Source organism: Exiguobacterium sp. s102, assembly GCF_018618635.1.
GTDB lineage: Bacteria > Bacillota > Bacilli > Exiguobacteriales > Exiguobacteriaceae > Exiguobacterium_A > Exiguobacterium_A oxidotolerans.
In genome coordinates, this window is record NZ_JACSML010000002.1 from 243266 (window position 1) to 268845 (window position 25580).

General features: G+C 52.2%; 41 protein-coding genes. All 41 read left to right on the forward strand.

The window, feature by feature from the left end:
• The 41 genes from KNQ02_RS06215 (at nt 1) to KNQ02_RS06415 (ending at nt 25486) form a co-directional block, all read left to right on the forward strand.
• Nucleotides 1-165: a hypothetical protein gene (locus tag KNQ02_RS06215; protein WP_214807527.1), complete on the forward strand. Its 165-nt coding sequence runs from the start codon at nt 1-3 to the stop codon at nt 163-165.
• Between the two features lie 22 nt (nt 166-187).
• Nucleotides 188-607 (forward strand): single-stranded DNA-binding protein, encoded by a 420-nt coding sequence (locus tag KNQ02_RS06220; protein ID WP_214807529.1) that lies wholly within the window; start codon nt 188-190, stop codon nt 605-607.
• A gap of 19 nt (nt 608-626) precedes the next feature.
• Entirely contained in the window at nt 627-1448 is an 822-nt protein-coding gene (locus KNQ02_RS06225) for a DnaD domain protein (protein ID WP_214807532.1), read from the forward strand.
• 3 nt (nt 1449-1451) lie between these two features.
• Nucleotides 1452-1826 (forward strand): replicative helicase loader/inhibitor, encoded by a 375-nt coding sequence (locus KNQ02_RS06230; RefSeq protein ID WP_214807543.1) that lies wholly within the window; start codon nt 1452-1454, stop codon nt 1824-1826.
• Complete coding sequence (locus tag KNQ02_RS06235) at nt 1774-3093, forward strand: replicative DNA helicase (RefSeq protein ID WP_214807545.1); 1320 nt, start codon at nt 1774-1776, stop codon at nt 3091-3093. The genes KNQ02_RS06230 and KNQ02_RS06235 overlap by 53 nt, the downstream gene beginning before the upstream one ends.
• On the forward strand, nt 3090-3377 hold the full coding sequence (locus KNQ02_RS06240) for a hypothetical protein (protein WP_214807547.1): 288 nt from the start codon (nt 3090-3092) through the stop codon (nt 3375-3377). Before KNQ02_RS06235 ends, KNQ02_RS06240 begins: the two co-directional genes overlap by 4 nt.
• The gene (locus tag KNQ02_RS06245; protein WP_214807549.1) at nt 3374-4030 is read left to right on the forward strand and encodes a hypothetical protein; all 657 of its coding nucleotides are present in this window, start codon (nt 3374-3376) and stop codon (nt 4028-4030) included. Before KNQ02_RS06240 ends, KNQ02_RS06245 begins: the two co-directional genes overlap by 4 nt.
• Nucleotides 4027-4350, forward strand: coding sequence for a hypothetical protein (locus KNQ02_RS06250; RefSeq protein ID WP_214807551.1), 324 nt, complete (start codon nt 4027-4029; stop codon nt 4348-4350). Before KNQ02_RS06245 ends, KNQ02_RS06250 begins: the two co-directional genes overlap by 4 nt.
• On the forward strand, nt 4317-4526 hold the full coding sequence (locus KNQ02_RS06255) for a hypothetical protein (protein ID WP_214807553.1): 210 nt from the start codon (nt 4317-4319) through the stop codon (nt 4524-4526). Before KNQ02_RS06250 ends, KNQ02_RS06255 begins: the two co-directional genes overlap by 34 nt.
• Nucleotides 4523-4783, forward strand: coding sequence for a hypothetical protein (locus KNQ02_RS06260; protein WP_214807555.1), 261 nt, complete (start codon nt 4523-4525; stop codon nt 4781-4783). Before KNQ02_RS06255 ends, KNQ02_RS06260 begins: the two co-directional genes overlap by 4 nt.
• A 136-nt stretch (nt 4784-4919) precedes the next feature.
• Nucleotides 4920-5435 (forward strand): Holliday junction resolvase RecU, encoded by a 516-nt coding sequence (locus tag KNQ02_RS06265; protein WP_214807557.1) that lies wholly within the window; start codon nt 4920-4922, stop codon nt 5433-5435.
• Between the two features lie 13 nt (nt 5436-5448).
• Entirely contained in the window at nt 5449-5676 is a 228-nt protein-coding gene (locus tag KNQ02_RS06270; RefSeq protein ID WP_029333022.1) for a hypothetical protein, read from the forward strand.
• A 56-nt stretch (nt 5677-5732) separates the two neighbouring features.
• Nucleotides 5733-6110 (forward strand): hypothetical protein, encoded by a 378-nt coding sequence (locus KNQ02_RS06275; protein ID WP_029333023.1) that lies wholly within the window; start codon nt 5733-5735, stop codon nt 6108-6110.
• Complete coding sequence (locus KNQ02_RS06280) at nt 6107-6643, forward strand: dUTP diphosphatase (protein ID WP_214807560.1); 537 nt, start codon at nt 6107-6109, stop codon at nt 6641-6643. The genes KNQ02_RS06275 and KNQ02_RS06280 overlap by 4 nt, the downstream gene beginning before the upstream one ends.
• Nucleotides 6643-7086 carry a hypothetical protein gene (locus KNQ02_RS06285; RefSeq protein ID WP_214807563.1) on the forward strand — a complete coding sequence of 148 codons (444 nt, stop codon included), beginning with the start codon at nt 6643-6645 and terminating at the stop codon, nt 7084-7086. Before KNQ02_RS06280 ends, KNQ02_RS06285 begins: the two co-directional genes overlap by 1 nt.
• Before the next feature lie 62 nt (nt 7087-7148).
• Entirely contained in the window at nt 7149-7358 is a 210-nt protein-coding gene (locus tag KNQ02_RS06290; RefSeq protein WP_214807566.1) for a DUF7167 family protein, read from the forward strand.
• 26 nt (nt 7359-7384) lie between these two features.
• A complete protein-coding gene (locus KNQ02_RS06295) occupies nt 7385-7669 on the forward strand; it encodes a hypothetical protein (protein ID WP_214807568.1) in 285 nt (94 codons plus the stop codon).
• 53 nt (nt 7670-7722) lie between these two features.
• On the forward strand, nt 7723-8013 hold the full coding sequence (locus tag KNQ02_RS06300) for a hypothetical protein (protein WP_214807571.1): 291 nt from the start codon (nt 7723-7725) through the stop codon (nt 8011-8013).
• 10 nt (nt 8014-8023) lie between these two features.
• Nucleotides 8024-8308 (forward strand): hypothetical protein, encoded by a 285-nt coding sequence (locus KNQ02_RS06305; RefSeq protein WP_214807575.1) that lies wholly within the window; start codon nt 8024-8026, stop codon nt 8306-8308.
• A gap of 61 nt (nt 8309-8369) precedes the next feature.
• Nucleotides 8370-8849 (forward strand): helix-turn-helix domain-containing protein, encoded by a 480-nt coding sequence (locus tag KNQ02_RS06310; protein WP_214807578.1) that lies wholly within the window; start codon nt 8370-8372, stop codon nt 8847-8849.
• Nucleotides 8846-9049 (forward strand): hypothetical protein, encoded by a 204-nt coding sequence (locus tag KNQ02_RS06315; RefSeq protein ID WP_214807582.1) that lies wholly within the window; start codon nt 8846-8848, stop codon nt 9047-9049. Before KNQ02_RS06310 ends, KNQ02_RS06315 begins: the two co-directional genes overlap by 4 nt.
• 704 nt (nt 9050-9753) lie before the next feature.
• Nucleotides 9754-9942: a hypothetical protein gene (locus KNQ02_RS06320; RefSeq protein ID WP_214807585.1), complete on the forward strand. Its 189-nt coding sequence runs from the start codon at nt 9754-9756 to the stop codon at nt 9940-9942.
• A gap of 89 nt (nt 9943-10031) precedes the next feature.
• Nucleotides 10032-10595 (forward strand): GIY-YIG nuclease family protein, encoded by a 564-nt coding sequence (locus tag KNQ02_RS06325; protein WP_214807588.1) that lies wholly within the window; start codon nt 10032-10034, stop codon nt 10593-10595.
• A gap of 35 nt (nt 10596-10630) precedes the next feature.
• Nucleotides 10631-10981: a phBC6A51 family helix-turn-helix protein gene (locus KNQ02_RS06330; RefSeq protein ID WP_251135037.1), complete on the forward strand. Its 351-nt coding sequence runs from the start codon at nt 10631-10633 to the stop codon at nt 10979-10981.
• Nucleotides 10978-12249 carry a PBSX family phage terminase large subunit gene (locus KNQ02_RS06335; RefSeq protein ID WP_214807591.1) on the forward strand — a complete coding sequence of 424 codons (1272 nt, stop codon included), beginning with the start codon at nt 10978-10980 and terminating at the stop codon, nt 12247-12249. Before KNQ02_RS06330 ends, KNQ02_RS06335 begins: the two co-directional genes overlap by 4 nt.
• 10 nt (nt 12250-12259) lie before the next feature.
• Nucleotides 12260-13645 (forward strand): phage portal protein, encoded by a 1386-nt coding sequence (locus KNQ02_RS06340; protein WP_214807595.1) that lies wholly within the window; start codon nt 12260-12262, stop codon nt 13643-13645.
• Nucleotides 13646-13649: 4 nt separating this feature from the next.
• Entirely contained in the window at nt 13650-14579 is a 930-nt protein-coding gene (locus tag KNQ02_RS06345) for a phage minor head protein (protein WP_214807599.1), read from the forward strand.
• Nucleotides 14580-14584: 5 nt separating this feature from the next.
• Nucleotides 14585-14725 carry a hypothetical protein gene (locus tag KNQ02_RS06350; protein WP_214807602.1) on the forward strand — a complete coding sequence of 47 codons (141 nt, stop codon included), beginning with the start codon at nt 14585-14587 and terminating at the stop codon, nt 14723-14725.
• A 74-nt stretch (nt 14726-14799) separates the two neighbouring features.
• Nucleotides 14800-15432, forward strand: coding sequence for a capsid assembly scaffolding protein Gp46 family protein (locus KNQ02_RS06355; RefSeq protein ID WP_214807607.1), 633 nt, complete (start codon nt 14800-14802; stop codon nt 15430-15432).
• 19 nt (nt 15433-15451) lie between these two features.
• A complete protein-coding gene (locus tag KNQ02_RS06360) occupies nt 15452-16216 on the forward strand; it encodes a phage major capsid protein (protein ID WP_214807610.1) in 765 nt (254 codons plus the stop codon).
• 13 nt (nt 16217-16229) lie between these two features.
• Nucleotides 16230-16508: a Rho termination factor N-terminal domain-containing protein gene (locus KNQ02_RS06365; protein ID WP_051667408.1), complete on the forward strand. Its 279-nt coding sequence runs from the start codon at nt 16230-16232 to the stop codon at nt 16506-16508.
• A gap of 4 nt (nt 16509-16512) precedes the next feature.
• Nucleotides 16513-16857 carry a head-tail connector protein gene (locus KNQ02_RS06370; protein WP_029333037.1) on the forward strand — a complete coding sequence of 115 codons (345 nt, stop codon included), beginning with the start codon at nt 16513-16515 and terminating at the stop codon, nt 16855-16857.
• A complete protein-coding gene (locus KNQ02_RS15800; protein WP_214807614.1) occupies nt 16850-17173 on the forward strand; it encodes a phage head closure protein in 324 nt (107 codons plus the stop codon). Before KNQ02_RS06370 ends, KNQ02_RS15800 begins: the two co-directional genes overlap by 8 nt.
• The gene (locus tag KNQ02_RS06380) at nt 17173-17520 is read left to right on the forward strand and encodes an HK97-gp10 family putative phage morphogenesis protein (protein ID WP_214807617.1); all 348 of its coding nucleotides are present in this window, start codon (nt 17173-17175) and stop codon (nt 17518-17520) included. The genes KNQ02_RS15800 and KNQ02_RS06380 overlap by 1 nt, the downstream gene beginning before the upstream one ends.
• Entirely contained in the window at nt 17517-17933 is a 417-nt protein-coding gene (locus KNQ02_RS06385; protein WP_214807621.1) for a DUF3168 domain-containing protein, read from the forward strand. The genes KNQ02_RS06380 and KNQ02_RS06385 overlap by 4 nt, the downstream gene beginning before the upstream one ends.
• A gap of 2 nt (nt 17934-17935) precedes the next feature.
• Nucleotides 17936-18346: a phage tail tube protein gene (locus KNQ02_RS06390; protein WP_214807624.1), complete on the forward strand. Its 411-nt coding sequence runs from the start codon at nt 17936-17938 to the stop codon at nt 18344-18346.
• 79 nt (nt 18347-18425) lie between these two features.
• A complete protein-coding gene (locus tag KNQ02_RS06395) occupies nt 18426-18809 on the forward strand; it encodes a hypothetical protein (protein ID WP_029333042.1) in 384 nt (127 codons plus the stop codon).
• Between the two features lie 14 nt (nt 18810-18823).
• The gene (locus KNQ02_RS06400; protein ID WP_214807628.1) at nt 18824-19114 is read left to right on the forward strand and encodes a hypothetical protein; all 291 of its coding nucleotides are present in this window, start codon (nt 18824-18826) and stop codon (nt 19112-19114) included.
• 19 nt (nt 19115-19133) lie between these two features.
• On the forward strand, nt 19134-23063 hold the full coding sequence (locus KNQ02_RS06405; RefSeq protein WP_214807631.1) for a phage tail tape measure protein: 3930 nt from the start codon (nt 19134-19136) through the stop codon (nt 23061-23063).
• Nucleotides 23063-23893, forward strand: coding sequence for a phage tail family protein (locus KNQ02_RS06410; RefSeq protein ID WP_214807634.1), 831 nt, complete (start codon nt 23063-23065; stop codon nt 23891-23893). The genes KNQ02_RS06405 and KNQ02_RS06410 overlap by 1 nt, the downstream gene beginning before the upstream one ends.
• A gap of 15 nt (nt 23894-23908) precedes the next feature.
• A complete protein-coding gene (locus tag KNQ02_RS06415) occupies nt 23909-25486 on the forward strand; it encodes a phage tail protein (protein WP_214807637.1) in 1578 nt (525 codons plus the stop codon).
• The last annotated feature ends 94 nt before the right edge of the window (nt 25487-25580 follow it).

The window sequence follows — 25580 nt, forward strand, 5'->3', positions numbered from 1 at the left end:
ATGATGGACGAATACGAACAGCTTGAAGAGTGCTCCCGCTGCCAACAGATGATTCCCTTCGGCGGTGACCGCGACGTGTTCGGACAGCTTGTCTGTGACGTCTGCCTCGAAGAAGAACGCGAGAACGCCCTGCAACACCAAGACTACGAAAAGAGCGTCCGCTAAGGGCGCTCGGAAGGAGATAAACATGAATACAGTCGCACTTACAGGAGTCCTTCAACGATTTGAGGACAAAGGCACATGGGTGAAAGGTTCGATCCGTGTACAGAACAACATGAAAAACAAACAAACGGACAAATACGAAAACAGCTTCTACGAGTTCAAAATGTTCGGCAAGACAGCAGAGTTATTCCTTCGTTTCCACAGTGACCGTACTGGCAAGAATATCGCCATCACTGGAAACCTACTGCAAGAGACATGGGAGAAGGATGGTCAAAAACGTTCACAAGTCGTTATCGTCGTTCAGAATTGCGACCTCCCGCCATTCGACGACAGCAAGCCAGCGGCGAGCAATCAAAGCAAACCGGCATCGTCAAACAGCTTCGGTTCAGACCCGTTCGCAGGCGGTGGTTCGATTGACCTCAGCGACTCGGATCTCCCATTTTGACTCGAAAGGATGACAAGCAATGAGCACATTCCGCATGGTTCACACCGACTTTTGGCGTGACCCGGTCGTGGTGGAGGAGTTTACACCGGAAGACAAGATGTTCTTCCTGTATCTCCTCACCAACCCGGCGACGACACAGATCGGTATCTATCGCATCACTCGCAAACAAATGGCATACGAACTCGGATACAGCCCCGAGACGATTAACTCCTTGCTCCGACGGTTCATCGAGCAGCACAAAATGATTGAGTACAACGAAGCCAATCGCGAGCTGTTGATCATCAAGTGGGGCAAGAACAGTTACAAAAAAGGTGGCAAGCCGGTCATCGATTTAGTCACGAAGGAATTGGCGGAAGTGAAGACAATTGAGTTCATCCCGAAAGCGGCCCGTTACATTCCGGTCGAGGGTGTCCGTCAAGCGTTCGAAACTTACTACAATCGGGTGAAACCGCACAGTGAAGCCAATCTTGACGAATCGTGCCACGAATCGTTAGACGAATCGTACCCCAAGAAGAAGAAGAAAGAAGAAGAAAAAGAAGTAGAAGAAGAACAAGAAATGGTATCGTCGTTGATTAAATTCATGGAACAAAACGGATACGGACTCGTCACGACTTACGTCATCGAAGAACTCCAGTACCTCGCCAAAGATTACGAACCGGCATTGATCGAACAAGCCATCAAGGTCGGCATCGAGAACAATGTCCGCAAACTCAACTACGTCAAGAAAGTACTCAGCAACTGGGAAACGGAAGGCATCACCTCCCTCGCTGCCTATCAAGCGAAAAAACAGGTGAAGCCGCAGGAGACGAACAATTTCCTTTCCTTCGTGAACGGAGGATAACCGATGACGTTTGAAGAAACGGCAATCTTGCTCAACGCGATTGTGACCTATTACCCGAACGCCCGCATCGAAAAATCGAAAGACACGGTCATCGCCTGGCACAAGGTCATGGACGACTGTGACGAACCACAAGTGGAAGACAAGCTCCTCGCCTACGTCAAGGCGGGGAACCACTTCCCACCGACACCCGCAGACCTCTACATCAAGAAAGCGGCGTACCGCCCCGAACACGACCGGGAGAAGACGCTCGCTCACCTCAACATGATTCGCTACGAAAGCAAAACCGCAGACCGCTTGACGCCAGAACAGAAGGAGGAGGTTGACCGTGTCAAACGAGACATCGAACGTATCCTTTTTGAAAACCAACCAAACGTTTGAAGCCGAAGCGATGGTGATCGGGAGTATCTTGCAAGACGCGGATCTCCTCGCCACCTGTGTGCTGGACGTATCAGATTTCCAAAACCCGAAGAATCAAATCATTTTCACGGCGCTCCGCCAAATGGAAAACGAGCAGGAACCGATTGAGCTACCGTCGCTCGTCATGGCACTGGAAGACTCCATCGACACGATCGGCTTTGATTACCTCGTCGATGCGATGGACGCCGTCATCACGACCGGCAACTTTAACTTTTACGTCGACAAGGTCCGGGAGTCCTCGAAATCACGGGAAGCGAAACGTCTCGCGCTCGAATTCGCAGAAGACAACCTCACGATCGATGAACTGCTGCACCAACTGACGGCGCTCGAACTGGGCAAGCAAGTCGGGGAATCGCAGACGATGAAAGAAATCATGACGGACATGTTCCGCGACCTCAGCACCGAGAAGGATTTGATTACCGGGATTCGTTCCGGGTTCAGTGAACTGGATTACATGCTCGACGGATTCAAGGGAGGCGAACTGATCGTCGTCGGGGCACGCCCTGCGATGGGGAAGACAGCGTTCGTCCTCAACGTCGGCAAGAACATCAGCATCGGCGGTGTTGGCGTCTCACTCTTCAACTACGAGATGGGCACACTCCAAGTCGGGCGCCGGTTGTTCGCGTCAATCGCCAACATTAAGACGAAGAACCTCTCGAACGGCTCTCGCATGAGTCCGGAGCACTGGGAAACGTTCGCCGCACACGCCGGTTCAGCCGCCGACATGCCAATCAACATCCATAAAGCGACGGGGATGACGACGCGCATGATTCGACAAGCCATCATCCAAGACCGCAAACGTTTCGAACGGGATTACAACACGACTAAACACATCGTCATGATCGATTACTTGCAACTGATCGCCAGCACGAACCCGACCGACAACCAGAACCAACGGGTGTCCGAGATTTCGCGGGACCTCAAAGTCATGGCACAGCAACTCGATGTGACCATCATCCTCCTGTCTCAGCTTTCACGGGGCGTAGAACAGCGGCAAGACAAGCGCCCGATGATGAGTGACCTACGGGATTCGGGAGCCGTGGAGCAGGACGCAGACGTCGTCATGATGCTGTACCGGGACGAATACTACAATCCGGAGTCGGTTGACCGGGACACGGTCGAGGTCATCGTCACCAAACAACGTGAGGGTGCGACGGGAACGGTCAAACTCCTGTTCCAAAAAGAATTTGGAAAGATGCTGTCAATCGAAGAACCGGTGTACACATGACGGTCAAGGAACTGTATACGGAAGCCTTACTGGAACGAGGGCGAGCCAAGCGTCAGAACGACATGACGCTCTTGCAACAAGCGGACGCCTTGATTGCCCTCATCGACGAGTTAAAAGCCCGGCAGTTTCTTACTTGGGATGATGACACGCAGAAGATACAAGGCTTGCACGAACGGTTGAAACACGACCCGGCAGCCAACGAACGGACGAACGTCGCTTTAAGACAACGCATTGCACGCAACCGGGAACGATGGGGCGAGCGGAAAAAGGAGGAACACCGATGACGAGTGAGATCATCACCAAACAATTCAAGCGGGGCATGACGGTCGAACAGATCGCCACGCTCCACGGGATTGAGGTCCAGCAGGTGAAACATTTAGTTAAGGGATTGAAAGTGGAACGGGTTGTCGAAACCCCGAATGTCGTGGACGGACGAACCGTCAAACAATGTGTCGAGATTGATTTAGAGCGAGTCCAAGCATTGCTTGAACAAGGGTTGACGACTCCGAAAATTGCAAAAGAACTCGGTGTCAAATATCCGACGTTACTCAGTCGTCTAAAAAAACATAAAAACCTTGAAGTAATGGCGACAGAAAATCGGAAAGCGAACAGCCAAAAGAAGGTGACTGACCTGCATGAAGCCAAGGCGGAGTCGTCACTCGCCGCCCAAGAAGTCGCCGTCACGACGGAAAGTGACGGATTCTCGGAGAACTACACGATCGCCCATCTCGCAAAGGAGGAAGCAGACATGACAGAAGCCATCGCAGAAGTGAAGCAGGAGACGGAAGAACGGGACGTCCGCAACGACAAGTGGGTCCATTTCGTCGCCAATCAGATTGAGCACGCCAAGGTCAAGACGAAGTTTGACGTCGTCCAAGAGGGCAAGAAGTTCATTAAGCGCACCGAAGTCCGGTTCGTCATCGAGGAAGTCCTATGAATCCATCGCCACGGGAACTGAAACGCCGTCGCCGCACGGCACTGACGCTCTACATGGACAAACGCCCACTCGCCTACATCGCCAAAGCACTCGGCATGACGGAGGCAGGTGTGTACGAACTGCTCGAACAAGCCGGCGCGAAGAACATCCAGTACGAGGGAGCCGGCACGCCTGATCCATTACTGGAGGCGCCGACGATGCCAAAAAAGCTCAAGACGTACGAGGAGCTGCTCATCGAGAATTTGCAACTGCGCAACGAGAACTTGCGGCTACGTCGTCTCCACGCATGCGACGCAAACCCAATCCTCGTTCGAAGCTGACGCCACCGATCGGCACACGGGTCAGCAAACGGGCCAGAGGTGAGACGCGACGGGACAAGGTCATCGCCTCGTACGAAGGGTCCGGGTGGCAGTTACTCGCGATCTACGAAGAGGACTTACCCTACGCGACAATCTATGCACTCATATTCGAATACCAAGGAGGTTCGGGTCTATGAAGATGACGAAGGTCAAGCAATTCAAACAGTTGACGGATTACCTGGAGCAGTACGGCGGGCGGATCGTCCTCAAGCGGGGCGACCTGCAACTGTCCCTCGCAAGCAAGCTCGACGTCTACAACCTACGCAAAGGGACGCACCGGGAACTGACGTGGCGCGACGCACTCAATTATTACCGCATGGACGGCTGGGAACCGGTCGTCAGCACGCTCGAATGCCGGGAGACGCAGACTCGGCGCTACGTGGGGGCACCATGAAGCGGACGCACCTGCTGAGAGGCAAGACCCTCTACCGCATCGAAAAGCGCGGAGACGGGTGTACAGAGCGCGTCTGGCAATACGGGGATTTCATCGCTTACGAATACGAGGAACTACGAAAAGGAGGCTGGAAGCCATGGGGAGAACCGCACAAACCGCAGGCAAGCAATTCGAGCAAATGATCGAACAGGCGAATCAGGTGTACAAGCTGCAAGGCAAGGCGCTCGTGTTCAAATCAGAGCCGAGTGTCAAGACGATCCGTGGGCAGGCAGGCAAGATCGTCAAGACCATCTACGCCGAAGCGAACGGACTGGACTACTTCGGGACGATTGACGGAGGCAAAGGCATCTTCTTCGAAGCAAAGCAGACGAAAGGCAAGAGCTTTCCGCTCAAGAACATCAAGCCGCACCAAGTGGAGACGATGCGCACGCTCGACAGGCTCCAAACGACCACCTTCCTGCTCGTTCGATTCAGCGACATAGGCAAGATGTACCTGCTCCCGCCGGACGCCTTCCTGAGCGCGTGGGACGGCTGGACGAAATACAGCAACCGAGCGAGCATTCCGCTTTCGACGTTCGAGGCACACGGGACGGAGATCGCGGCGACGAACGGATGCGCGGTGGATTGGTTGGATGCGGTGCAAACAAATTAAGGGAGTGCGAACGATGGCTAAAATTATACCGCTCAGAAAAGTAGATTCCGTTCACAACCTACTGCATGAACTGCTTAAGATGGCTGATAACGGCGAACTCGATAACGTCATAATTGCATTTAACCACAAAAATGGAGAAGTGCACACTGGATGGCACAACTTGGATTACAGTCAACGGCAGACGTTGATTTCTCACCAACAAATGGATGTTGTAAAAACCATGATCGACGAAAATTATTAACCAGGAAAACGAACTCATCACCCCGTCAATCAGCTAGATGACTAGGAGGCATCATCATGGAAACGACCAAACTCACGTTACCGATCGAGACGGACGAGCAGTTCATCGCCCTGTATCTCGACTACAAGCGAACGAAACTATCTCATCAAGCCTACGGGAATTCCATCGGGCTGGACGTGCGTGACTTATGGCGCAAGGTCTCGATTGGAGAATACCTGTATAAGAATCGTAAAAAGACGCGCAAGACGAACGTTTCTCGGACCTTGACGGACGACGAGTTGTACGAGAAGTACATCCTTGACGACCTGACGCAAGAGGAAATCGCCTACGAATGCAACGTGAGCCCGGCGACGGTGCATCACTGGCTGAAGGTAGCCGAAATCAAGAAGTACCGCGACGAAAATCCCACACATAGAAGGAGCCGACACATATGACGTACCAAGAACCGCAACCGCTCATTATCAGCTTCCAGACACTCCAAGACATCTGTGCCAAGCAAGTCGTCCTTGACCGCCACATCTGCGAAGACAAGGGCATCACGCCGCATGAGTTCCGGTATGACCTGCACGCGAAACGTGAAATCTCACTCCTCGTCGAAGCCGGCGAGATGATCAACGAGACGAAAACGTTTAAGTATTGGTCGAACAAGCGCATGGATCCGGAGAAAGTGTTAGAAGAAGCGATTGACTGGCTGCACTTTTATTGCTCGCTGCTCATGACGGACTACAAGGAAAATCAGCACGCCCATCAGTACGACCTCGCCATCTTCGACCGACAGAGTTTCGAGCGCAACGGCGAGACGATGGACGCCCTCTACCTGCAAATGTTCCAGGGGCAACGCAAACACCACATGCTCGCGGCGTGGTCGCTGATCTTGGAGCGACTGGGCTACACGGAGACGGACATCATCGGGATGTACGAGCAGAAAAACGCACGTAACTACGTTCGAATCATGGAGGCCTACTGATGCAGGAGCGGCTATTCGAGACACGACTGGATAAGGGGCAACGCAAGGCAGCAGGGAAGCACCTGAAGGAGTATTTCACGCTTCCTAGCCGGATTGCCAGCAAGACCGCGATGGCAGAGCTTGCTGCGACGAAGATGACGCCGGGGTACGTGCCGAGTGAGGTCCAGACGCACCAGGCGCCAAGCAGTAAGGTCGAACGGCACGCAATCGCGAAGAGTGAAATCGAAGTCCTTGCGATGCGGCTGAACATCCTGCACCGGATTTACATGGAACTGATCGATGACCAACAGCGTGAGTTGTGGGACCTGCTGTACGATCCGCGGTACTTTCGCAAGGACGAGGCGGTCATGCAGATGATGCAGATTTACAGCACGAACACCTACTACGGCATTAAAAACAAGTTACTCGGCATCATTCACGACCATTTCGGAGACGGGTACTGAGGGGCATTCGCTCCTCGGCGCTTGTCGGGATAAACAGTAAATTTTATAGGGAGGTAACGAAAATGAGCGAATTTAACGGAACAAGAGAAGTGCTGTTTGTGGTTAAAACTAATCGCACTGGTTCGACCGTAGAAGAAATCCTCACTCTCGAAGAACTAGGGTGGGAGGGTCAACAAGGAGACGCTTTAGAAGAGTTTTTGCAATTAGCTTATAACGATTGGGTTTGGGAAAACATCGACGGTTCAGTTAACTTTGTTGATGATATCGAATAAAAGTTTGAATTTAGGAGGGTGATTTTATGATTAATGAAATAAAAACAAGAATCAGACGCTCGCAAGGTGGCGGTGTTTTCCATAACTCCAAACAAGATGTAGCGGCTTTGACGAATGTTTGTAACGAGCTGATTTCTAAGGTGAATGAACTCGTTACAAAAACCAACGAACAACAACAAGAAATCGAAAAGCTAAAACGTATTAATGAATTGAATTACTCCACGTTTAAATCAGTTAAGGAATGGGATTATATTCCCGGTAACTGGTTAGCGACCGAACTAGGATTGAATATCGAAAAGGCTGACCAATAAAACCTTGATTTCGATGGATGAACGGGGAGGCAGCTCCCCACTGGAGGGATACGATGCAGGATGGACAACACGCCGCGACCTATACGCGGGATCAGGAACGGATTTTCGGTAAGTTGGATGTCGAAGGCGATACGCTTCACTTCACGTCATGGGGCAAGCACCGCAAGAACAGCGAATACCCGCAACGGGGGCACGTCATCAGCCGCTCACGCGTTTGGGTGATGCAAGGGGATGTCGAGGTACACGGCGAGTGGGACGACGCACAAGAGGCACGTTTCGAGGCAATCCGACGGAGCATGGAACGGGAGATTGCGCAAGGGGATTATCAGGAGAAGCTATTTTAGGAGGGATATCGTGGGTTCATTTATCGCAAGACAACCTAACGGACTATATTGTAGATTTTCAAAAACAGTAGATTGTCCTACTCATGTCAATATGACGAAAGAAGATTTTTTAAATAACGTGACGGGAACCCTAGATGATCGAGAAGAAGGTCAAGAAATACTCGACTATTACCTTAGACCGTTTGAAGAGGTTGAAAATTGCTACACAGATTTAAATATGAGTTATAAAAAGTTTAAAAAACTACTGCAAGTGATGAAAGAACCACCTGAAAAGAGAGGGTGGTTTGCGACGTGAATACATGGTGAGTACACAACGTTCAGAAAGTTTCGGGAAAGGTTATTCTAGGAGGGAGTACATGGGCAAGATAGCACAAACGGAACATCCACGCATCCTACAGCTGTGGCGGCAAGGCATGCACCAGCGGGACATCGCGGCACGGTACGACGTCAGCACCATCACGATCTACCGCATCATCCGTGCAGGCAATGGAGACACGACACGCCGCAAACACGTCCCATCACCCGGCTACAAGACGCTGTGGCGCCTCTACATCACGGAGTCTTATCGTCAAGTGGACATTGCGGCACGATACGGCGTCAGTCCGACGACCGTCAAACGTTGGCTCGGCAAGGCAGGGATCGTGAAGTCATGGGAGCAACGCGTACACGAACGACGCAAGGTACATCCACCGGACGAGGACACGCTCTATACGTTGTACATCCTTGACGATCTCACGGCAAAGGTGATCGGATCACGGTACGGAGTCAGCCAGTCTGTGGTCTATCGGTGGTTGGATGAGGTAGAATTGACGAAACGAGGAGGAGAAACGGGATGACATATACAGAAGCGATCGAACGAATCAACCGCGACCATAGTCTGATTTTCACGGCGAAAGATGATGAGGACACTCTTATGATTTGGGGAGATGATGATGGGTTCTACGTCTTTTTAGTGCAAGGTTTAGTGGACGTGGGAACACCATGGCGTGTATTCGAACTTGATTGGAAGGAAGGACACTGGAAAGAGGGCATGTGACCTTCCACGACGGATGAAACGTTTGAAGATTGAGCAGGCGTCCTTCAGGGCGTCTTTTTAGGTGAAGGAAAAATGAAGGAATTGGAGAGGGATAGCACGTTTTTCTGCGGTATGCTTGTACTGTACAAATCCACACGTTCCTCCTTTCCTGTGGGCCGTACACAACGGATAAGCGACGGGTCATCCATCCCTTGCATGATTCCACGTTTATCCCTTGCCAACAGCGCATGACGCAGCCACACACATAGCAAAGACTTCCAAGTCGTCGTAATAGGGCGGAGTGGTCGTGCGTTGTTTGCAGGATAAGCTAGAGCAATGTATGTAGTAACACTATTGGCGTAGTTATATGGATTGCGTGAGTTTGTCCGAGCACCTGCCTTAGCGTAAAGGAAATAGAAACCGTCTGCCGTGGTGTCAGGCGGTTTTTTCGTGTCTTGCAACCAGTGGGTCATCACGATCCTTTGCTTGGAGTACACGAAAGGAGCAAGGCACATGTCCAAGCTGAAACTGCATGACCGTGTGAAGACGACGTACAAAAATTTGCCGAACCGTAGTGGTGTGATCACCACGTTGTTTAGTGATACAGCGATTATCTGCATTGAGGATTGCGATGGACGTAGGAAGAACGAGAGTCATATGGTGTACCGGTTGAAGTTGGACAGGGGCGAGTCTCCTGGAGTGAAGGAATAAGAGGGGGAACTGAGATGGCAGAACGATTTACATTTAAAGTGGAGTACGCGCCAAACGGCATGCCGATTGTGAAAGAGGAAGAGATGTTCGATTACGTGGCATATTGCACGGACTTGGATGTCGCGAAGATTAAAGCGGTAGACGAAGCGATGACGGCTTACTTAACGAAGCTCGGACTTGCGGGAGAACATGAGGCGCCCTAACCGGCGTCTTTTTTTATGCCTTGCAACGAGCCGATGGGGATAGCCCTAGTCGGTTGGCTGGAGAGCATAAGAGAGAGGGGGAACGCATCATGGAATTACAAGGAATCGTTTATTGCATTACCAACAATATCAATGGAAAGCAGTATGTGGGGATTACAGGGCGTTCGCTTGAAAAGAGATTCGCAGAACATTGTAAAGCAGACAGTTACATCGGAAAAGCAATCCGGAAGAATGGTGCGGAGAACTTCACTGTGCAGAAAATCGATGATGCTATAACGAGGGATGATTTGATCCAGAAGGAGATCTCTTGGATTCAGAAGCTCGGGACATTTAAAAAAGGTTATAACCAGACATTGGGCGGAGACGGTGTGACCATTATACCTAAGTTGGAAATCGAGTTGACGGATGAACAAAGTAGATTCGTTCGTTTAGTGGACGCCGAAAACCAAAAAGAGATAGATGTTACTGACGATAACAAAATGGCAGTGATGATGATACGCAACGCAATCTATCTTTATTTGATCTCAGAGTTGAAAAGCGATAAGAGACAGGCGGCTAAAATGCTCCTTCGTTTAAAAGACCGATTCAAAAGAGAAGTCTTTAATTTGAACCTATTCAGCGAAAGTGAAGTAAGGCAACACGCTATGAAATGAATGCAGAAAAATGCCGATTTTGGAGGTGATTAACTTTGGCTAATGAAAACATGACGAAGGCAATACAGTTAATGGTTCGTACGAATATGAGTCAAAAGGAAATCGCTAAAAAAATTGGCGTCAACGAAACAACGATTTCCAGATGGAAGCAATTGAAAGACTTTGATGAAATCCGTTTTCAGGAAGAGCGCTTGTATCTAGGGGAGTTGGCTTCACCGGCACTACGAACGATGCGTGACCTGTTGAATGCGAAAAGCGAACTGGTGCGGTACAACGCCGCGTCGGATATTCTGGATCGTACGGGGTTCAAACCTATCGACAGGCAGGAAATCACGGGAGCATTGGGCGTCCAGTTCATCGATGACATTGGTGGCGAGGGTGGATGACGAAACAGATTCGTTTATCGGAATTGTTACCGAAAGCATTTCACAATAGCTGGAAAGCGGCAATTGACCCAAGCATCCTCAACATCATCGAGAAGGGTGGCCGTGGGTCCGGTAAGTCTTCGGACATCGCCATCATCATGACGCAGTTGCTCATGCGTTATCCCGTTAATGCAATCGGCATTCGAAAGATTGACAACACGATTGAACTATCCATCTTTGAACAAATGAAATGGGCCATTGAACTATCGAACGTGAGTCATCTGTTCAAGGTCAACAAGTCACCGATGCGGATCACCTATATCCCGCGTGGGAACTACATGGTGTTTCGTGGTGCGCAGGAACCGGAACGGATCAAGTCTTTAAAGTCTGCGAACTTCCCGTTTGCGTTTGGTTGGGTGGAAGAAGCTGCTGAATTCAAAACAGAAGACGAGATCACGACCATCACCAACTCTTTACTGCGTGGCGAATTAGGAAACGGATTGTTCTATAAATTCTTCTTCTCGTATAACCCGCCGAAACGAAAGCAATCATGGGTCAACAAGAAGTATGAGAGTGTCCTACAGCCTGCTAACACGTTCGTTCATGCTTCGACATACCTAGATAACCCGCACATCTCGAAGCAGTTCATCGAGGAAGCGGAGGCGATGAAAGCACGCAATCCGCTCCGCTACTGCTGGGAATATCTCGGGGAACCGATTGGTTCGGGTGTCGTGCCGTTCACGAATCTCATGTTCCGCACGATCACGGACGACGAATACCGCGTGTTCGACAACATCAAGTATGGCTTGGACTGGGGATATGCGACGGACCCGGCATCGGTCGTGGCGTGGCATTTTGATAAACGCAAGCGCGTCCTGTATGCCGTCGGGGAAATCTATGGCGTCAAGATCAGTAACCGGCAACTCGCGGACATGATTCGCACGAAGGGGTGGGACGGTGAGACCATCATCGCGGATAGCAGTGAGCCGAAATCCATCGCGGAACTACGGGAACTCGGCATAAGACGCATCATCGGTGCGAAGAAAGGTCCAGGTAGCGTGGAGCATGGCGAGAAGTGGCTCGACGAACTGACTGCCATCGTCATTGACCCGCAACGCACGCCGAACATTGCTCGCGAGTTCGAGAGCATCGACTACAAAACGGATCGTGACGGCAACGTCCTGCCTCGACTGGAGGACAAGGACAACCACACGATCGATAGCACACGATACGCCCTAGAGGGCGATATGACATTGACGACGTTCGGGGCATCCGTGCGTCTGTACTAGGAGGTAAGACATGGAGACGGCATTTCAAGAGTATATGCAACGATTCGAGGAAGATGATTTCGACGGGGCACTGGTCGCAGAACTCATCGAAGTATTCGGACCACGCCGCACGCACATGAAAGCGATGTATGAGCGGTACAAGGCAAATGGCAAGTTTATCCCGGCGATGACGAAAGAGTTACCGATTCAGACGGCGTTCGACAGCCGCGTCGCAGGTGACTACATCAGCGAAGCGGTCGATTTAAAGATTGGGTATTTCGCGGGTGTCCCGATTGCCTACAGCTATGACAGCGAGATGCCAGAAGCAGAAGCGGCAACCGATGTACTCAAACGGTTTAACCGCTTGAATCGCATCCAAGATCTCGACAGTGAGACGGCAAAATGGTCGGCTATCACAGGCTATGGCGTCCGCTTGCTCTACATCGACGAGGAATTACGCGAACGGGTCATGAACGTCCCGTCATATGACTGCATCTTCATCGGGGAACTGACAGAGCCAACCGCTGGTCTGCGCATGTATCAAGACGGTGAGGACTTGAAAGTCGACGTCTATACGGCACAGCGGGTCGTGACGTTTCTTGAGACGGATGGCGAATACACGCCAGTCGAGGACGAGCTGAACGTATTTCAAGCCGTCCCGCTCATCGGCTACCCGAACAATTCGGAGTTGCAGGGCGATTGCGATAAGGTGCTGCCAATCATCGACGGCATCGACGAGGTGCTGTCAAACTCGCTGTCGGAAGATACGGCACAACGCTTGGCATACATGGCGTTCGAAGGTGGGCAGATTTCATCGGAAGACTTGGCAGAGGCACGAGCAAACGGAGCATTCATGGTCCCGGCAGGTGGAAAGGTCTACTTCATCACGAAGGACATCAACGACACGGCACGGCAGAATCTACTCACGCATCTTGTCAGCGACTTCTATCGCTTTACGAAGACACCGAACTTACGGGACGAGGCGTTCACAGGCAATTCCAGTGGCGTCGCACTCAAGTTCCAGCTGTTCCCGTTCAATGCCAAAGTCACGACGTTCCAGCGGAAGTTCGAGAGTGGGACATTACAGATGTTCACGGCACTCGCTAACGTATGGGGATTGCGTGGGAATGCGTTCGATCCGCTGAACGTGTACCTCGAGTTCACGGAAAACTTCCCGCTCGACCTGCTCAACGAGGCGCAAGTGCAACAGACACTCGCTGGACTGGTATCGGAAGAGACGCGACTCGGTCTATTCTCTGCCATCGACAACCCGAAAGAGGAACTCGAACAGATGCAGCAGGAACAGCAAGACAAGGCGTTCATGGGGTCAAATGAGATTGACACGAATCAAGACGCGACGGATGACGCGGTACCCGATGCACCTGTCGATGCCGCCAGTCAATTCGTGACGGAGTGATGCCATGTTGCAGCCGAAACAAGCACCCTTCGCACCGACGGAGAAACAAATCGAGCAACGCATCAAAGAACTGTACCGCGATTCGTACAAGGATATTCAGACCGTCATCGCCGGAATGTATGAAAAGTTTTCTAGTGGTGGTGAACTGACCTTAGCCGACATGACGCGGTACAACCGCTTATCCAAGATTGAACAGGAGTTAAGTGAGATCCTGGCGACGCTCTACAAAAACAACCAGAAGTACCTATATCAATCAATGGAATCATCCTACGTTCAAGGCTATTTCGAACAGCAATACAAATTGGAGATGGCTTCTCAGCGGTTGCTTGGCTTCGGTGGTGTCAACGAAAAAGCGGTCCGAGCCATGATAAGTGAATCGTTGACTGGTCTAGTGCTAGATGAACGGTTAGGGAACAATCAACGACTTGCGGTCAATCAGATGCGGCAGGCGTTGTCCTATTCGCTCGTACAGGGCGAAAGCTACGTCAAGGCGGCGAAGCGCATCAAGGAGACGCTCGGCAAAGACCAAGCGCGCTCGGTACTCGTCGCATGGACGGAGACGCACCGCGCCTACGAGACCGCTTCCTATGACCGCAGAGAGCAAGCGAAAACGGACGGTTTGGTATTTGAGACGGCATGGCTCGCGACACTCGACAAACGGACACGGCAACGGCACCGCGCAATGGATGGCAAGACGCAAGACGCGGACGGCTACTTCTCGCTGCCCGGTGGGTCAAAGGGACGTTACCCCGGTGATCCGATGCTCGGGGCGAGTGACGTCATCCGATGCCGTTGTACAACCGTGACCAACTTCGTGGACAGGACGCCCGGCAGTCGCCGTGGACGCTCGGAATACGACGATGCACGCAGTCCGAACGATCTATTCGACGGCAAGACGACATACAAAGACTGGTACGCGTCGAGATTGGAGTGATTCGCATGGAAGAACAGGAACGACCCGATGACTTTGTTTACACGCCCACGCAGATGGAAGAGGGCAAGTCGCTGACGATCCGTCGCCTGTACGTGCGGCGTGAGAACGGCGAACCAGTACCGGAAGAAGATACACCACCTGAATGACCCAATACGTGAGGGTGTCACGTCTGCAACTTTCGAGGGGCGGAGGACGCGGCAAACTCGATAGGAGAGTACACATGGAAAAGCAAGCAGAAGAAACAGTCGAAACGCAAGAGGAAACACCGAACCTGGAACAACCACCACATGAAACGCCAGCTGAATCGGTGGCACTCACACCCGAAATCGAGCAGATGATCGCGAAGATGGTCCAAAGCGAGACGGATAAAGTCCGGACAGGCTACACGAAGAAGCTGAAAGAATCGCAAGCCGAACTCGACAAACTGAAGACCTCGCAAATGAGTGAATCAGAGAAATACGAGTATGAGCGTGCGAAAGTGGAGCAGGAAAAAGCAGAATGGGCGGCAGAGAAAGAGCGTCAGGAACTCGAACTTAAACGAGCGACGAACAAACACTACGCGGCCCGCGTCATCGCGACGAAAAGCATCCCGGCTGACCTCGCAGAATCATTTGAGACGCTCATTATGGACGACGACCCGCAAGCCATCGACGCAAAAGCAGACACGATTTTGGCACTCGCGGAAACACTGGCGGCCAAGAAGGTCGAGGAACAACTCGGCGGTCGCAATCCGAAGCACCGGAGTCCAAGTACCCTCACCAAGAAGTCCATCGCAGAAATGTCATATGGCGAACGCGTTGCCTTGCAAGAGAGCGACCCTGCCGCGTATGAAGCACTTAAAAATAAAAAATGACGAAAGAAGGTCCTAACACATGGCACTCACAACATCAGCAAACCTCGTCAAAGGTCAAATCTTTGCCGAAGGCGTCCAAGCAAAACTCGTAAACAAATTGGTGCTCGACCCGATCGTGCGCATGGATAACCTCCCTGCCGGTGCGAAAGGCGACGAAATCACGCTTCCGAAATACGCCTACATCGGTGATGCAATCGAAATGATCGAAGGGACACCACTCGTTCCTGCGTTGCTCTCACAAAGCACGGCGAAAGTGCCAATTAATCAATATGGTAAGGCTGTCGAACTCACAGACCGCGCCGTCAACAGCGGCATCGGTGACCCAGTCGGAGAAGCAGAGGACCAAGTCGTCCTCGCGATTCAGTCGAAAATGCAAGTCGACAAGTTCGCGGCACTCGACACAGCGACAGCGACGGAAACGGTGGCTGCCATCAACAACGCAGGAGTCGCTACAATCGTCGCAAAGTTCGGTGAAGACCAAGAAGGCACGTTGTACCTCTACGTCAACCCGACAGACTGGGCAAGCGCGCTTTCGACGGACATCAACTTCGGGAAACTCATCAAAGAAGTCTATGACGTGGAGTTCGTGCCATCAAACCGTGTTGCTGCCGGTACAGTTTACGCTGTCAAAGACGAAGCGCTTGGTGTCTTCCTACAATCTGACGTCGATGTCGAGACAGACCGTGACATCCTCATGAAATCGACAGTCCTTGCAGCTGATACGTTCGCGGCAGTCTACCTCCGTGACGAATCAAAAGCGGTAAAAGTCACAATCACACCATAAGGAGTGAAACAAAATGTTATTACGACGACACAAGCAGATGCGCGCGAAAGAGATTGAGCACGATGAAATAGACGAGCAAGAACGTGAAGATTTAGAGGGAACAGATGAAGTGGTCTTGGGTAATGATGAGTCAGATCAAGACCTTCCGGACGAAGTGGAAGAATCTTCTGAACTTGTAGACCTCCACGATTTCACTGTCGCGGAATTGAAAGAACAAGCGAAAGAACGCGGGTTAGAAGGATATAGCGACTTGAAGAAAGCGGAATTGGTCGAACTCCTCGAAGGGGAGTGACTGGATGACGACAGACCAAGTCAAAGCACTCCTCAACATCAAAGGGACGGCTCACGATGCGTATATCGACGCCGTCCTGCCTTTGTTCGTGGAGTTTACCTATGACCGCTTGTTGCTAGCGGAGACGGTCGAACTATCCGCACAAGTCAAGTTACAACTGGCGAAAGCTGTACAGATGTATGCCATCAAGGCGGGTGTCCTCTCGCAATCGAGTGGGAGTGTCTCCTTTAACTACGATCAAGTGGACGTATTCAAATGGTACGGCACGGAACTCGACAACGTGATCAGTGGCGGTTCGGGAAGGTTCCGCTTTGTGCCGATGTCGGGCGAGGTGACGAAACGTGTTTGATTTCAGACCGCATGAGATTGCACTCGTCTTCCCGGCTACTGGCGGGAGTTATGACGAGGTAGGGAGTTACATTCCGGGAGATAGCCCACCGGACGAGTTCATCGATGCCCATGTCGATGTGTTGAGTGGCAGTGAGTACGAGCGTGCCCAAAAGGTAGCGGCAGATGCGAACGTCATCATCTACATCGATTATCGGGACGACCTCGACGAGCGTATCAAGGTACGGCACAAGGACAAAACATACAGCGTGTCTGCCTTGATCTCGCAAGGTGGACTGGACGAGACACTCGCCCTGTACGCCAAGGAGGTGGAGTGATGGCAAATATTCGGGTGGATGTCGACATATCCCGCGCGCTTAGTCGCCTCCGCAACTATGATAATGCGACCAAGAATAATGTCAAAGTAGCGGTGCAAACCTCTACGATGGCGATTGAGAGCGGCGCGAAACGACTGGCGCCTGTCGACACGGGGCAATTACGGTCGAGTATCAAAGGCAAAGTATCGGGTGGTGGGTATGAGGGGAACGTGACACCGACCGTTGAACATGCACCATTCGTGGAGTATGGGACGCGGAAAATGCCAGCGCAACCCTACATGCTACCCGCTGCTGAAGAAGAAGCACCTGTCTTTAACGCCGCGATTCGCCGGGCGGTGATGGAATGAATGGCATCTTATACGAATTACAGGTGGCGCTCTTGACGCGACTCAAGGCACTGGTCGGTGTACCGGTGTTCGATTACGTCGCTCAAGGGACTGCCTTGCCGTACGTCACGATCGGTGAATACACAGGCGTCTTGTTTGACGCAAAAGATTTTGACGGGCTCGAGCCGACGGTCACGCTTCATGCGTGGTCAGAAGCAAAGGGGAAAGCGGAAGCGATGAAACTACTCGCGAAGATGGAGGACGCCTTGCGCGATCCGTTACCACTGCGTGAAGGACATTCGGTAATCGTGCAGCGCCCCGAGTTTCAGACAGTCTTACAAGAAGGTACGAATATCACATCATACAGCGGAGACGTGAACACCTATCATGGCGTTCTGCGTGTCCGCTTTAAAATTATTAAGGGAGTGATTTGATCATGGCACGAGGAATCGACTTTTTAATCATGGTAAACACAGGCACGCCGGAAGTTCCGGCTTACACGAAGGTCGGCGGACAGCGCGGCGGTACGATCAACTTCGAGACAGACACAATCGACCTCACGTCGAAAGATAGCGACGGTTGGTCATTCGAAGATTACGGCATCTCATCATGGAACATCGAGGGTGACGGGATTTTCACAGAAGACGACGCGACGCACGACGCATTGATCAACGCGTTTATGAACAAGGAATCTTTGCTCGTCCGGTACAAGTACCCAAGCGGGAAAGCCTACGAAGGGTCAGTCATCGTCACAGAGTTTCCAATCGAAGCACCATACGATGATGTCGCGACGTACAGCGTGACGCTCCAAGGGCAAGGCGCACCACTCAAAGTGCCAGCAGAATAACAACGACATACGGCGGTAGGGCAACTTACCGCCTTTTTTTGTTGCATCACATACGCGAAAGCGAAAGGGGAACGACACAATGGCAACGATCCAACTCAACGGAAAAGAATACGAATTACATTTCAAAAACCGCGAACTCGATTTACTTGAAGAAACGACCGGACAATCGATGGAACAGTTTTTCGGGGAAGAACTCGCAAGCGGGAAAGTCAAGCCGATGTATACGCTTTTGCTGATTCTGCTCAAGCGACATGCAGACTTCGCATTGATGCCGCGTGAAGCCTTCCTCGACATCTTGGACGATGCTTTTGAAAGCGGCCTCGAGTTCGAACAAATCGGGGAAGCCATCAACGCGACGGTCGAGAAATCGGTTTTTATGAAGCAAGCACAGGCGAAATTACAAGCGCAGGAACTGGCGAAAGTGGCAAGCAAACCGAAAGCAAAACCAAAAGCGGTCAAGTAAACCACTACACGCTGATGCGGGACTGCATCCGTTATGCCGGCATCACGCCAGCGGACTACTGGGACATGACATACCGGGAGACGCTCATCACGCTCGAAGCGGCTGCTGAACGGCGGCTTGATCGATACGAGGATGAAGCGTCTTTCGCCATCATGAAACGGGTCGCGGACAACAAGAAGAACCTGAAACGAGACGACCTCTTCAAACGCCCGAAACAAGGCAACTATGAAAAGAAAATCGTCACACTCGCAGAAAAACGCAACGAATTAGATTCACTGACAGCCGAACTCGGTTTGCTCCAGTGAGTAGGAAGGGGGAAACCTCATGGCGATGCAAGACATAACAGTACGGATTGCCGCCGACCTACGGGACTTTGCCAACGGCATGAACGAAGTACAAAGCCGCATGTCCAACATGGGACAAAAGCTATCGAGTACCGGTGCGGCGATGGCGACGACGTTCGGGGCGGCAGGTGGTGCAATCGCGGCAGGGCTCGGACTCGCAGTCAACAAGTCGATGGACTTCGAGGCGCAAGTCAGTCGGGTCGGGGCAATCTCGGGTGCGACAGGCAGTGAACTCCAAGCCTTACGCGACTCTGCGCTCCAACTCGGGGCGTCCACGTCTAAATCCGCATCTGAAGTAGCGGTCGGGCAAGAAGCACTCGCCGCACTCGGTATGACCGCGACGGAAGTCGTCAGTGCGATGCCAGGTGTCATCAGTGCCGCTGAATCATCCGGTGCAGACATGGCACAGACGGCGGAAGTCATGGCGTCCGCTTTGAACATCTTCGGACTCGAAGCGTCGGAATCCTCGCGGGTTGCGGACATCTTGGCACAGACCGCGAACCAATCCGCCGCAGATATTGGGGATATGGGGTACGCGCTCAAATATGCAGGACCAGTCGCCGCGAACCTTGGTGTATCGATGGAAGAGTTATCCGCCTCTATCGGAATCATGACCAACGCAGGACTCGACGGATCGTCAGCCGGTACCGCATTACGGGCGGGACTCCTGTCACTCTTGAAACCATCGAACGCGAATCAGAAGGTCATGGACGGTCTAGGACTTTCGATGACCGATGCCAACGGGAAGTTTATCGGATTAAAAGGCGTCGTCGAACAGCTTAACGGCTCGATGGACGGTATGACGGACGCACAGAAGACCGCAACACTCGCCTCGCTCGTCGGGACGGAAGCCTCGTCCGGATTCCTTGCGCTCATGGCAGCAGGACCAGGTGAAATCGATAAGATGACGACCTCACTCGAAAACAGCGGCGGGGCTTCAGCGACAGCGGCAGCGGCAATGAAAGATAACCTCAAAGGCGCGCTCGAAGAACTCGGTGGTGCGTTCGAGACGGCACAAATCACCATCGGGACGGCGTTGACACCCGCGATTCAAGCGGTCGTCGCTGTCCTGCAAGGCTTGATGGACAAATTCAATGGATTGTCTCCTTCGATGCAATCCTTCATCACAACGGGCGCCGCTGTCACAGCAGGCGTTCTTTTGCTCGTGGCAGGACTCGGGGGCATTCTCGTCGTCGCAGGAGCAGTCGCCACTGGTATCGGGGCACTCGGGGGAGCGGCAGCCATCTTAGGTGGTGCGCTTGCTATCATCACGTCACCCGTCACCCTCGTCATTGCAGGACTCGTCGCCTTAGGTGCGGCATTCGTCGTGCTTTACAACAAATCCGAAACATTCCGGGCAGGCGTCACTTCGACATGGGAAGCGATCAAATCGGCAGCGATGTCGGTCTTTAACTTTATCAAACCGTTCGTCATGCAAGCGATGGACGCCGTCGGTGCCTTCATCGGGCAGAAACTCGCGGAAATCAAAACGTTTTGGGATGAGAATGGGACACAAATCCTCCAAGCGGTCACGAATGCGTGGAACATGATCAAAACAGCGATCTCGACTGCCATCGCATTCCTTGCTCCGATTTTCCAAGCAGGCTTTATGGTCATCGTCTCCGTCGTCAAATCGACATGGGATGCCATTAAAAACGTCATCAATGGCGCACTCGACATCATCAAGGGTGTCGTCAAAGTCTTCACAGGTGCGTTCACAGGCGACTTCTCGCTGATGTGGTCAGGCATCAAGCAAATCTTTACCGGCGCCCTCCAATTGATTTGGGGCGTCGTCAATCTGTACCTCGTCGGGAAGTTACTCGGACCACTCAAAACGTTCGCGTCGATGGGGAAAAGCGTCATCACAGGCGCCTGGTCCGCCATCAAGTCAGTCTTTACGAGTTCGCTCTCTGCGATTCGTTCGGGTGTCGCTTCAGGATTCAACGCAGCCAAGTCCGTCATCACGGGGGCGATGAGTAGCATTCGTTCCGCTGTCTCGTCGGCGTGGTCGGCAGTCAAGTCGTCCATCTCGTCAGCAGTCGGTTCGATTAAGTCCAGTATCTCGTCGGGGTTCTCGACAGCGAAGTCCATTGTTTCAAACGCGATGTCTGCGATCAAGTCCGTCATCTCCAGTGTATGGAGTGCGGTCAAGTCCGTCATCTCATCCGCGATGTCCGCGATCAAGTCGGTCATCTCGTCCGGGTTCAACGCGGCGAAATCGGTCGTCTCGAGCGTCATCAATGCCATCAAGTCGGTCATCACGAATGGATTTAACAATGCCAAGTCCGTTGTACAGACGGCGACGAACGCCATCAAAGCACTCGTCACAGGTGATTTCAATGCGCTCAAAGGCATTGTGTCAGGCGCAATGTCGAACGTAAAGAACGCCATCGTCAACGGTTGGAATTCCGCAAAGTCCTTCCTATCCGGCATTAATTTATCCGGCATCGGTAAGAACATCATTCAAGGGTTGATTAACGGGATTGGTTCGATGGCAGGTGCGGTTGCGTCGAAAATTAGTTCGATCGCTGACGGCATCAAGTCGAAAATCACAGGTGCCCTCGGCATCCACTCCCCATCCCGCTGGATGAAAGACAACGTCGGGAAGCACATTCCGTCCGGTATCGCAGTCGGGATGCAGGCGAACGCGAAAGCGGCGACAGCGGCGGCAGCGAAGTTAACGAAATCGATTACAGAACAGATGAAGAACGTAGAAGTGAAGTTTGACACGAAGAAACTCAGTGCCAGTGCCTACATCGCAGAGTTACGCAAAATTGATGCGGCACATAAACTGACAGGCGACCAACAACGCAAGCTCAACAGTGAGATCTACGCCGCGCAACAAGTCGTCAAGAAACAGAACGCGGAAGCGCTGAAAGACAAGTCGGACTTTTACAAGAAGCTCGACAGCATCAACGACTCGTTTGTCGAGAAGTCGAAGAAGGTCGCCTCTGACCTGAAAGCGACGGAAGCGAAGTTGACGGCAGATTTTAACAAAGAGTTCGCAGACCGGAAGCGAAGCATCATGAACTTCACCTCGTTGTTCGACACGGTCGAAAAGAAAGCCATCGATCCGGCGGCAATGGTCAATGGGTTGAAGACGCAAGTCGCAGCCATCAAGACATACAACAAATCCATCGAGGACCTGCGTGCGAAAGGCCTCTCGGATAAGTTGATGGATGAACTGCAAGCACAAGGCCCGAGTGGCGCGGCAGAACTGGAAGCGTTGACGAAACTCAACAGCGAACAGCTCGCCCAGTACCAGCATTACTACAACGCGAAACGTCAGCTCGCGCAAGAACAGGCGAAGAAAGAAACAGCGGACGAAAAAGCCGAACTCGCGGCGAAGGTTAAGGCAGAGGAAATGAAAGCGAAAGTGACCGTCCTCGGCTACCGCAACGAATGGATGAAACAGATTGCGGCACTCAAGTCCGCGACCGTTAAATCGACCGGCGGTCTCTCGCCCGGCATGAAGGACGCAGGGAAGCAAGCCATCGCCGGCATGATCAAAGGGATGGACAGCATGAAAGGTCCACTCGCAAGTGCTGCGGAGCAACTCGCTAAACTTGTTGCCACGACGACGAAGAAGACGCTCAACATCCACTCGCCGTCACGCGTCATGGAAGCCCTCGGTGGCTTTACAGGCGAAGGGATGGCAAACGGGATTGCGAAGTCGCGGTCGCTCGTCGAAAAAGCGGTCAACTCGCTCTCATCTGCCGCACAAGCAGGTGTTGCCATCCAAGCACAAACAAATGGCACGTATGCCCTTGAGACGACAGGCACACCGATCTACGTCGAGAACGTGATGATGATGGACGGTCGGGAAATCGGGCGCGTCGTCCAACCATACGTCGACCAAGGACAACAGAGCAAAACGCAAATCAAGTCGTACTTCGGGGGGAATCGCTAATGTTTTTGACAATCGAGACGCTCGACGGACAGACCTACAAGCTGGATGACGACAAATACCGCATCCATACAATCGATTTTAAAGTGTCGTCCCCGGAGTACAATCACCAATCCGACAACATCGAAGGGCGCGACGGACAGATTGACCTCGGGAGCAGCTACACGAAGCGGAAATTGACCGCAGAACTGTACCTCAAGGCGTCGAGCATGGCATCATATGCGCTCTACCGGGACCAAGTCTTCAAATTGTTTAAATCGAAAAAAGCGTTTTACATCACCGAATCACGCACGCCCTGGAAACGATGGCTCGTCAAGGTGACGAATAGCTTTGAACTCGACCAGACACGCATCTTTGGAGTGTTTACGGTCGAGATGGAGACAAGTGGCTTGCCGTACGTCGAGAGTCGAGCGACGACACAACAACCGCTCGTCTGGATGGACAACGGATGGTTTTGGGGTGCTGGCATTTCGTGGGGCGACAGCATGGATCAATACAACGTCGTCAATGACACGGAGTTCGTCATCCCGAACTATGGGGACGTCGTCGTCGACCCGCGTCAGATGGGGCTCGTGATTCGCTTTAATGGGGCATCGAGCAACTTGACGCTGACCAACCTTACGACAGGCGAGACGTTCGCCTATTACGGCACGACGGGAGCGAGTGACACCTTGGTCTTAGATGGTGTCCGCGTTCTTAAAAACGACATCAGCGTCGTCCGACAGACGAATTATGGTCTGTTGACGATGGCGATTGGCAACAATGATTTTCTCGTCGAAGGGGCGCTTGGAAACTTCACCCTCTCGTTCGAATTCCGATTTTATTACCTCTAGGAAAGGAGCGGTTCAATGCTCATAGTCACCGACCTACTCGGCAATTCCGAACGCATCGTCTCGGTACGCGATTTACGACGGAAACGTCGCGTCAACGGGGAGCGCGAGCTCTCCTTTACATTGCTACGTTCAGACATCGACACGATTGGCTTCGACCTTGTGCAAGAAGAGAGCGAGATCCTGTTCGACGGCGATACCTATATCATCAAACAACTGAAAGAAATCGGGAGTGGCGACCGGACGTACAAGCAAGTCGGTGCCGTCCACGCCTTTTTCCCGAAGTTGATTGACCAGTACAAGCATGAGACGACGAGTGGCACGAAGACCTTCGCGCAAGCCTTGGCATTCGTGTTCGACGGCTCTGGCTACACTTACACGTTGTCCGGGACGTATGACACGGAATCGTTTGACAATCTTGGAGATGATAACCGGTTGGCATTGTTCCAGCAAATCCTTGGACGGTACGGGGGCGAGTTTGAACTCGTCGGCAACATCGTGGTCATACGCGAACAAATTGGTATCGAAACGGACTTCCAGTTTCGTTACAACTTTAACATCAAGACGCTGTCACGGACGGTCGACACGACCAACCTCTCGACCTACGTCAAAGGGTTCGGACAACCACTGACGGACTCCGAGGGGACACCGACAGGCAATTACAAGGTACAGGGTGAGTATTACAGCCCGAACGTCGCGCTCTACGGGATCCGGGAGGCGAAAGCTGTCCACGATGACCGGGTGACAACGATTGCGACACTCAACAAGATGATGCAAGCGGCATTACAAGATACACCATTGCTCTCGCTCGAACTCGATTTCCTCGACTTAAGGGCGGCAGGTTATCCGTTTATCGTGCCGAACGAAGGAGACCGCGTCTTGCTGATCTACGAGCCAATGGATTTGACAATCGTTGTGCGACTGGTCGAAATCGAGGAAAGTTTTAACTTTTACTTGCAGCCTGTCGGGACGAAAGTCACGCTCGCGAATCTCAATAAGGACATCACGGACACCGTTTCGCAGTTCAGCCGGACGACGAAAGCCGTCGATAAGGTCGTTAACCAGGACGGCACCGTCAAGACGGACATCCTAAGTGATGATGTCAAGAGTGCGGTCGCAGCAGTGCAAGCTGCACGCAAAGAATTAGCATTCCTTGACGGCATCCGCTCCGTCGAGTCGGCGAACACACAACACATCGTCGCGTGGACAGCGAACGGCATCGGCACGTCAGAAGATGGTGGCGTGACCTACCAAGAAGCCGTCACAGGCGAGGGGGTCAACCTCTCAAACAGCTATGGTACGTTACCGCTTGCAAATGTCGAAGGGGTCGATGAGGCATTCGCGGAAATGGACGGACGATTAGATGCACTCGAAACGATTGACGGTGGTACAAGATTGACCGCACTCGAAGCAATAAACGCAGGAACGCGTTTGACGACGCTTGAGAATCGATTAAACAGCGGGCGCGGGACGACAGCGGAACGTCCAGTCTTAACTGCCGCTGACGACGGTTATTTGTATTTCGACCGCTCCTTGCTCAAGGTGATCGTTTGGTCGGGTGCAGCATGGATTAATGTTAGCGGAACAGCGTTGTGAAAGGTCATCGCTGTCGGCTCTATGCAAAACAAAAACAGGAAATACTATTTACAAGTATTGGCGCGGAACTTACGAGACAGTGAATTAAAGGAGG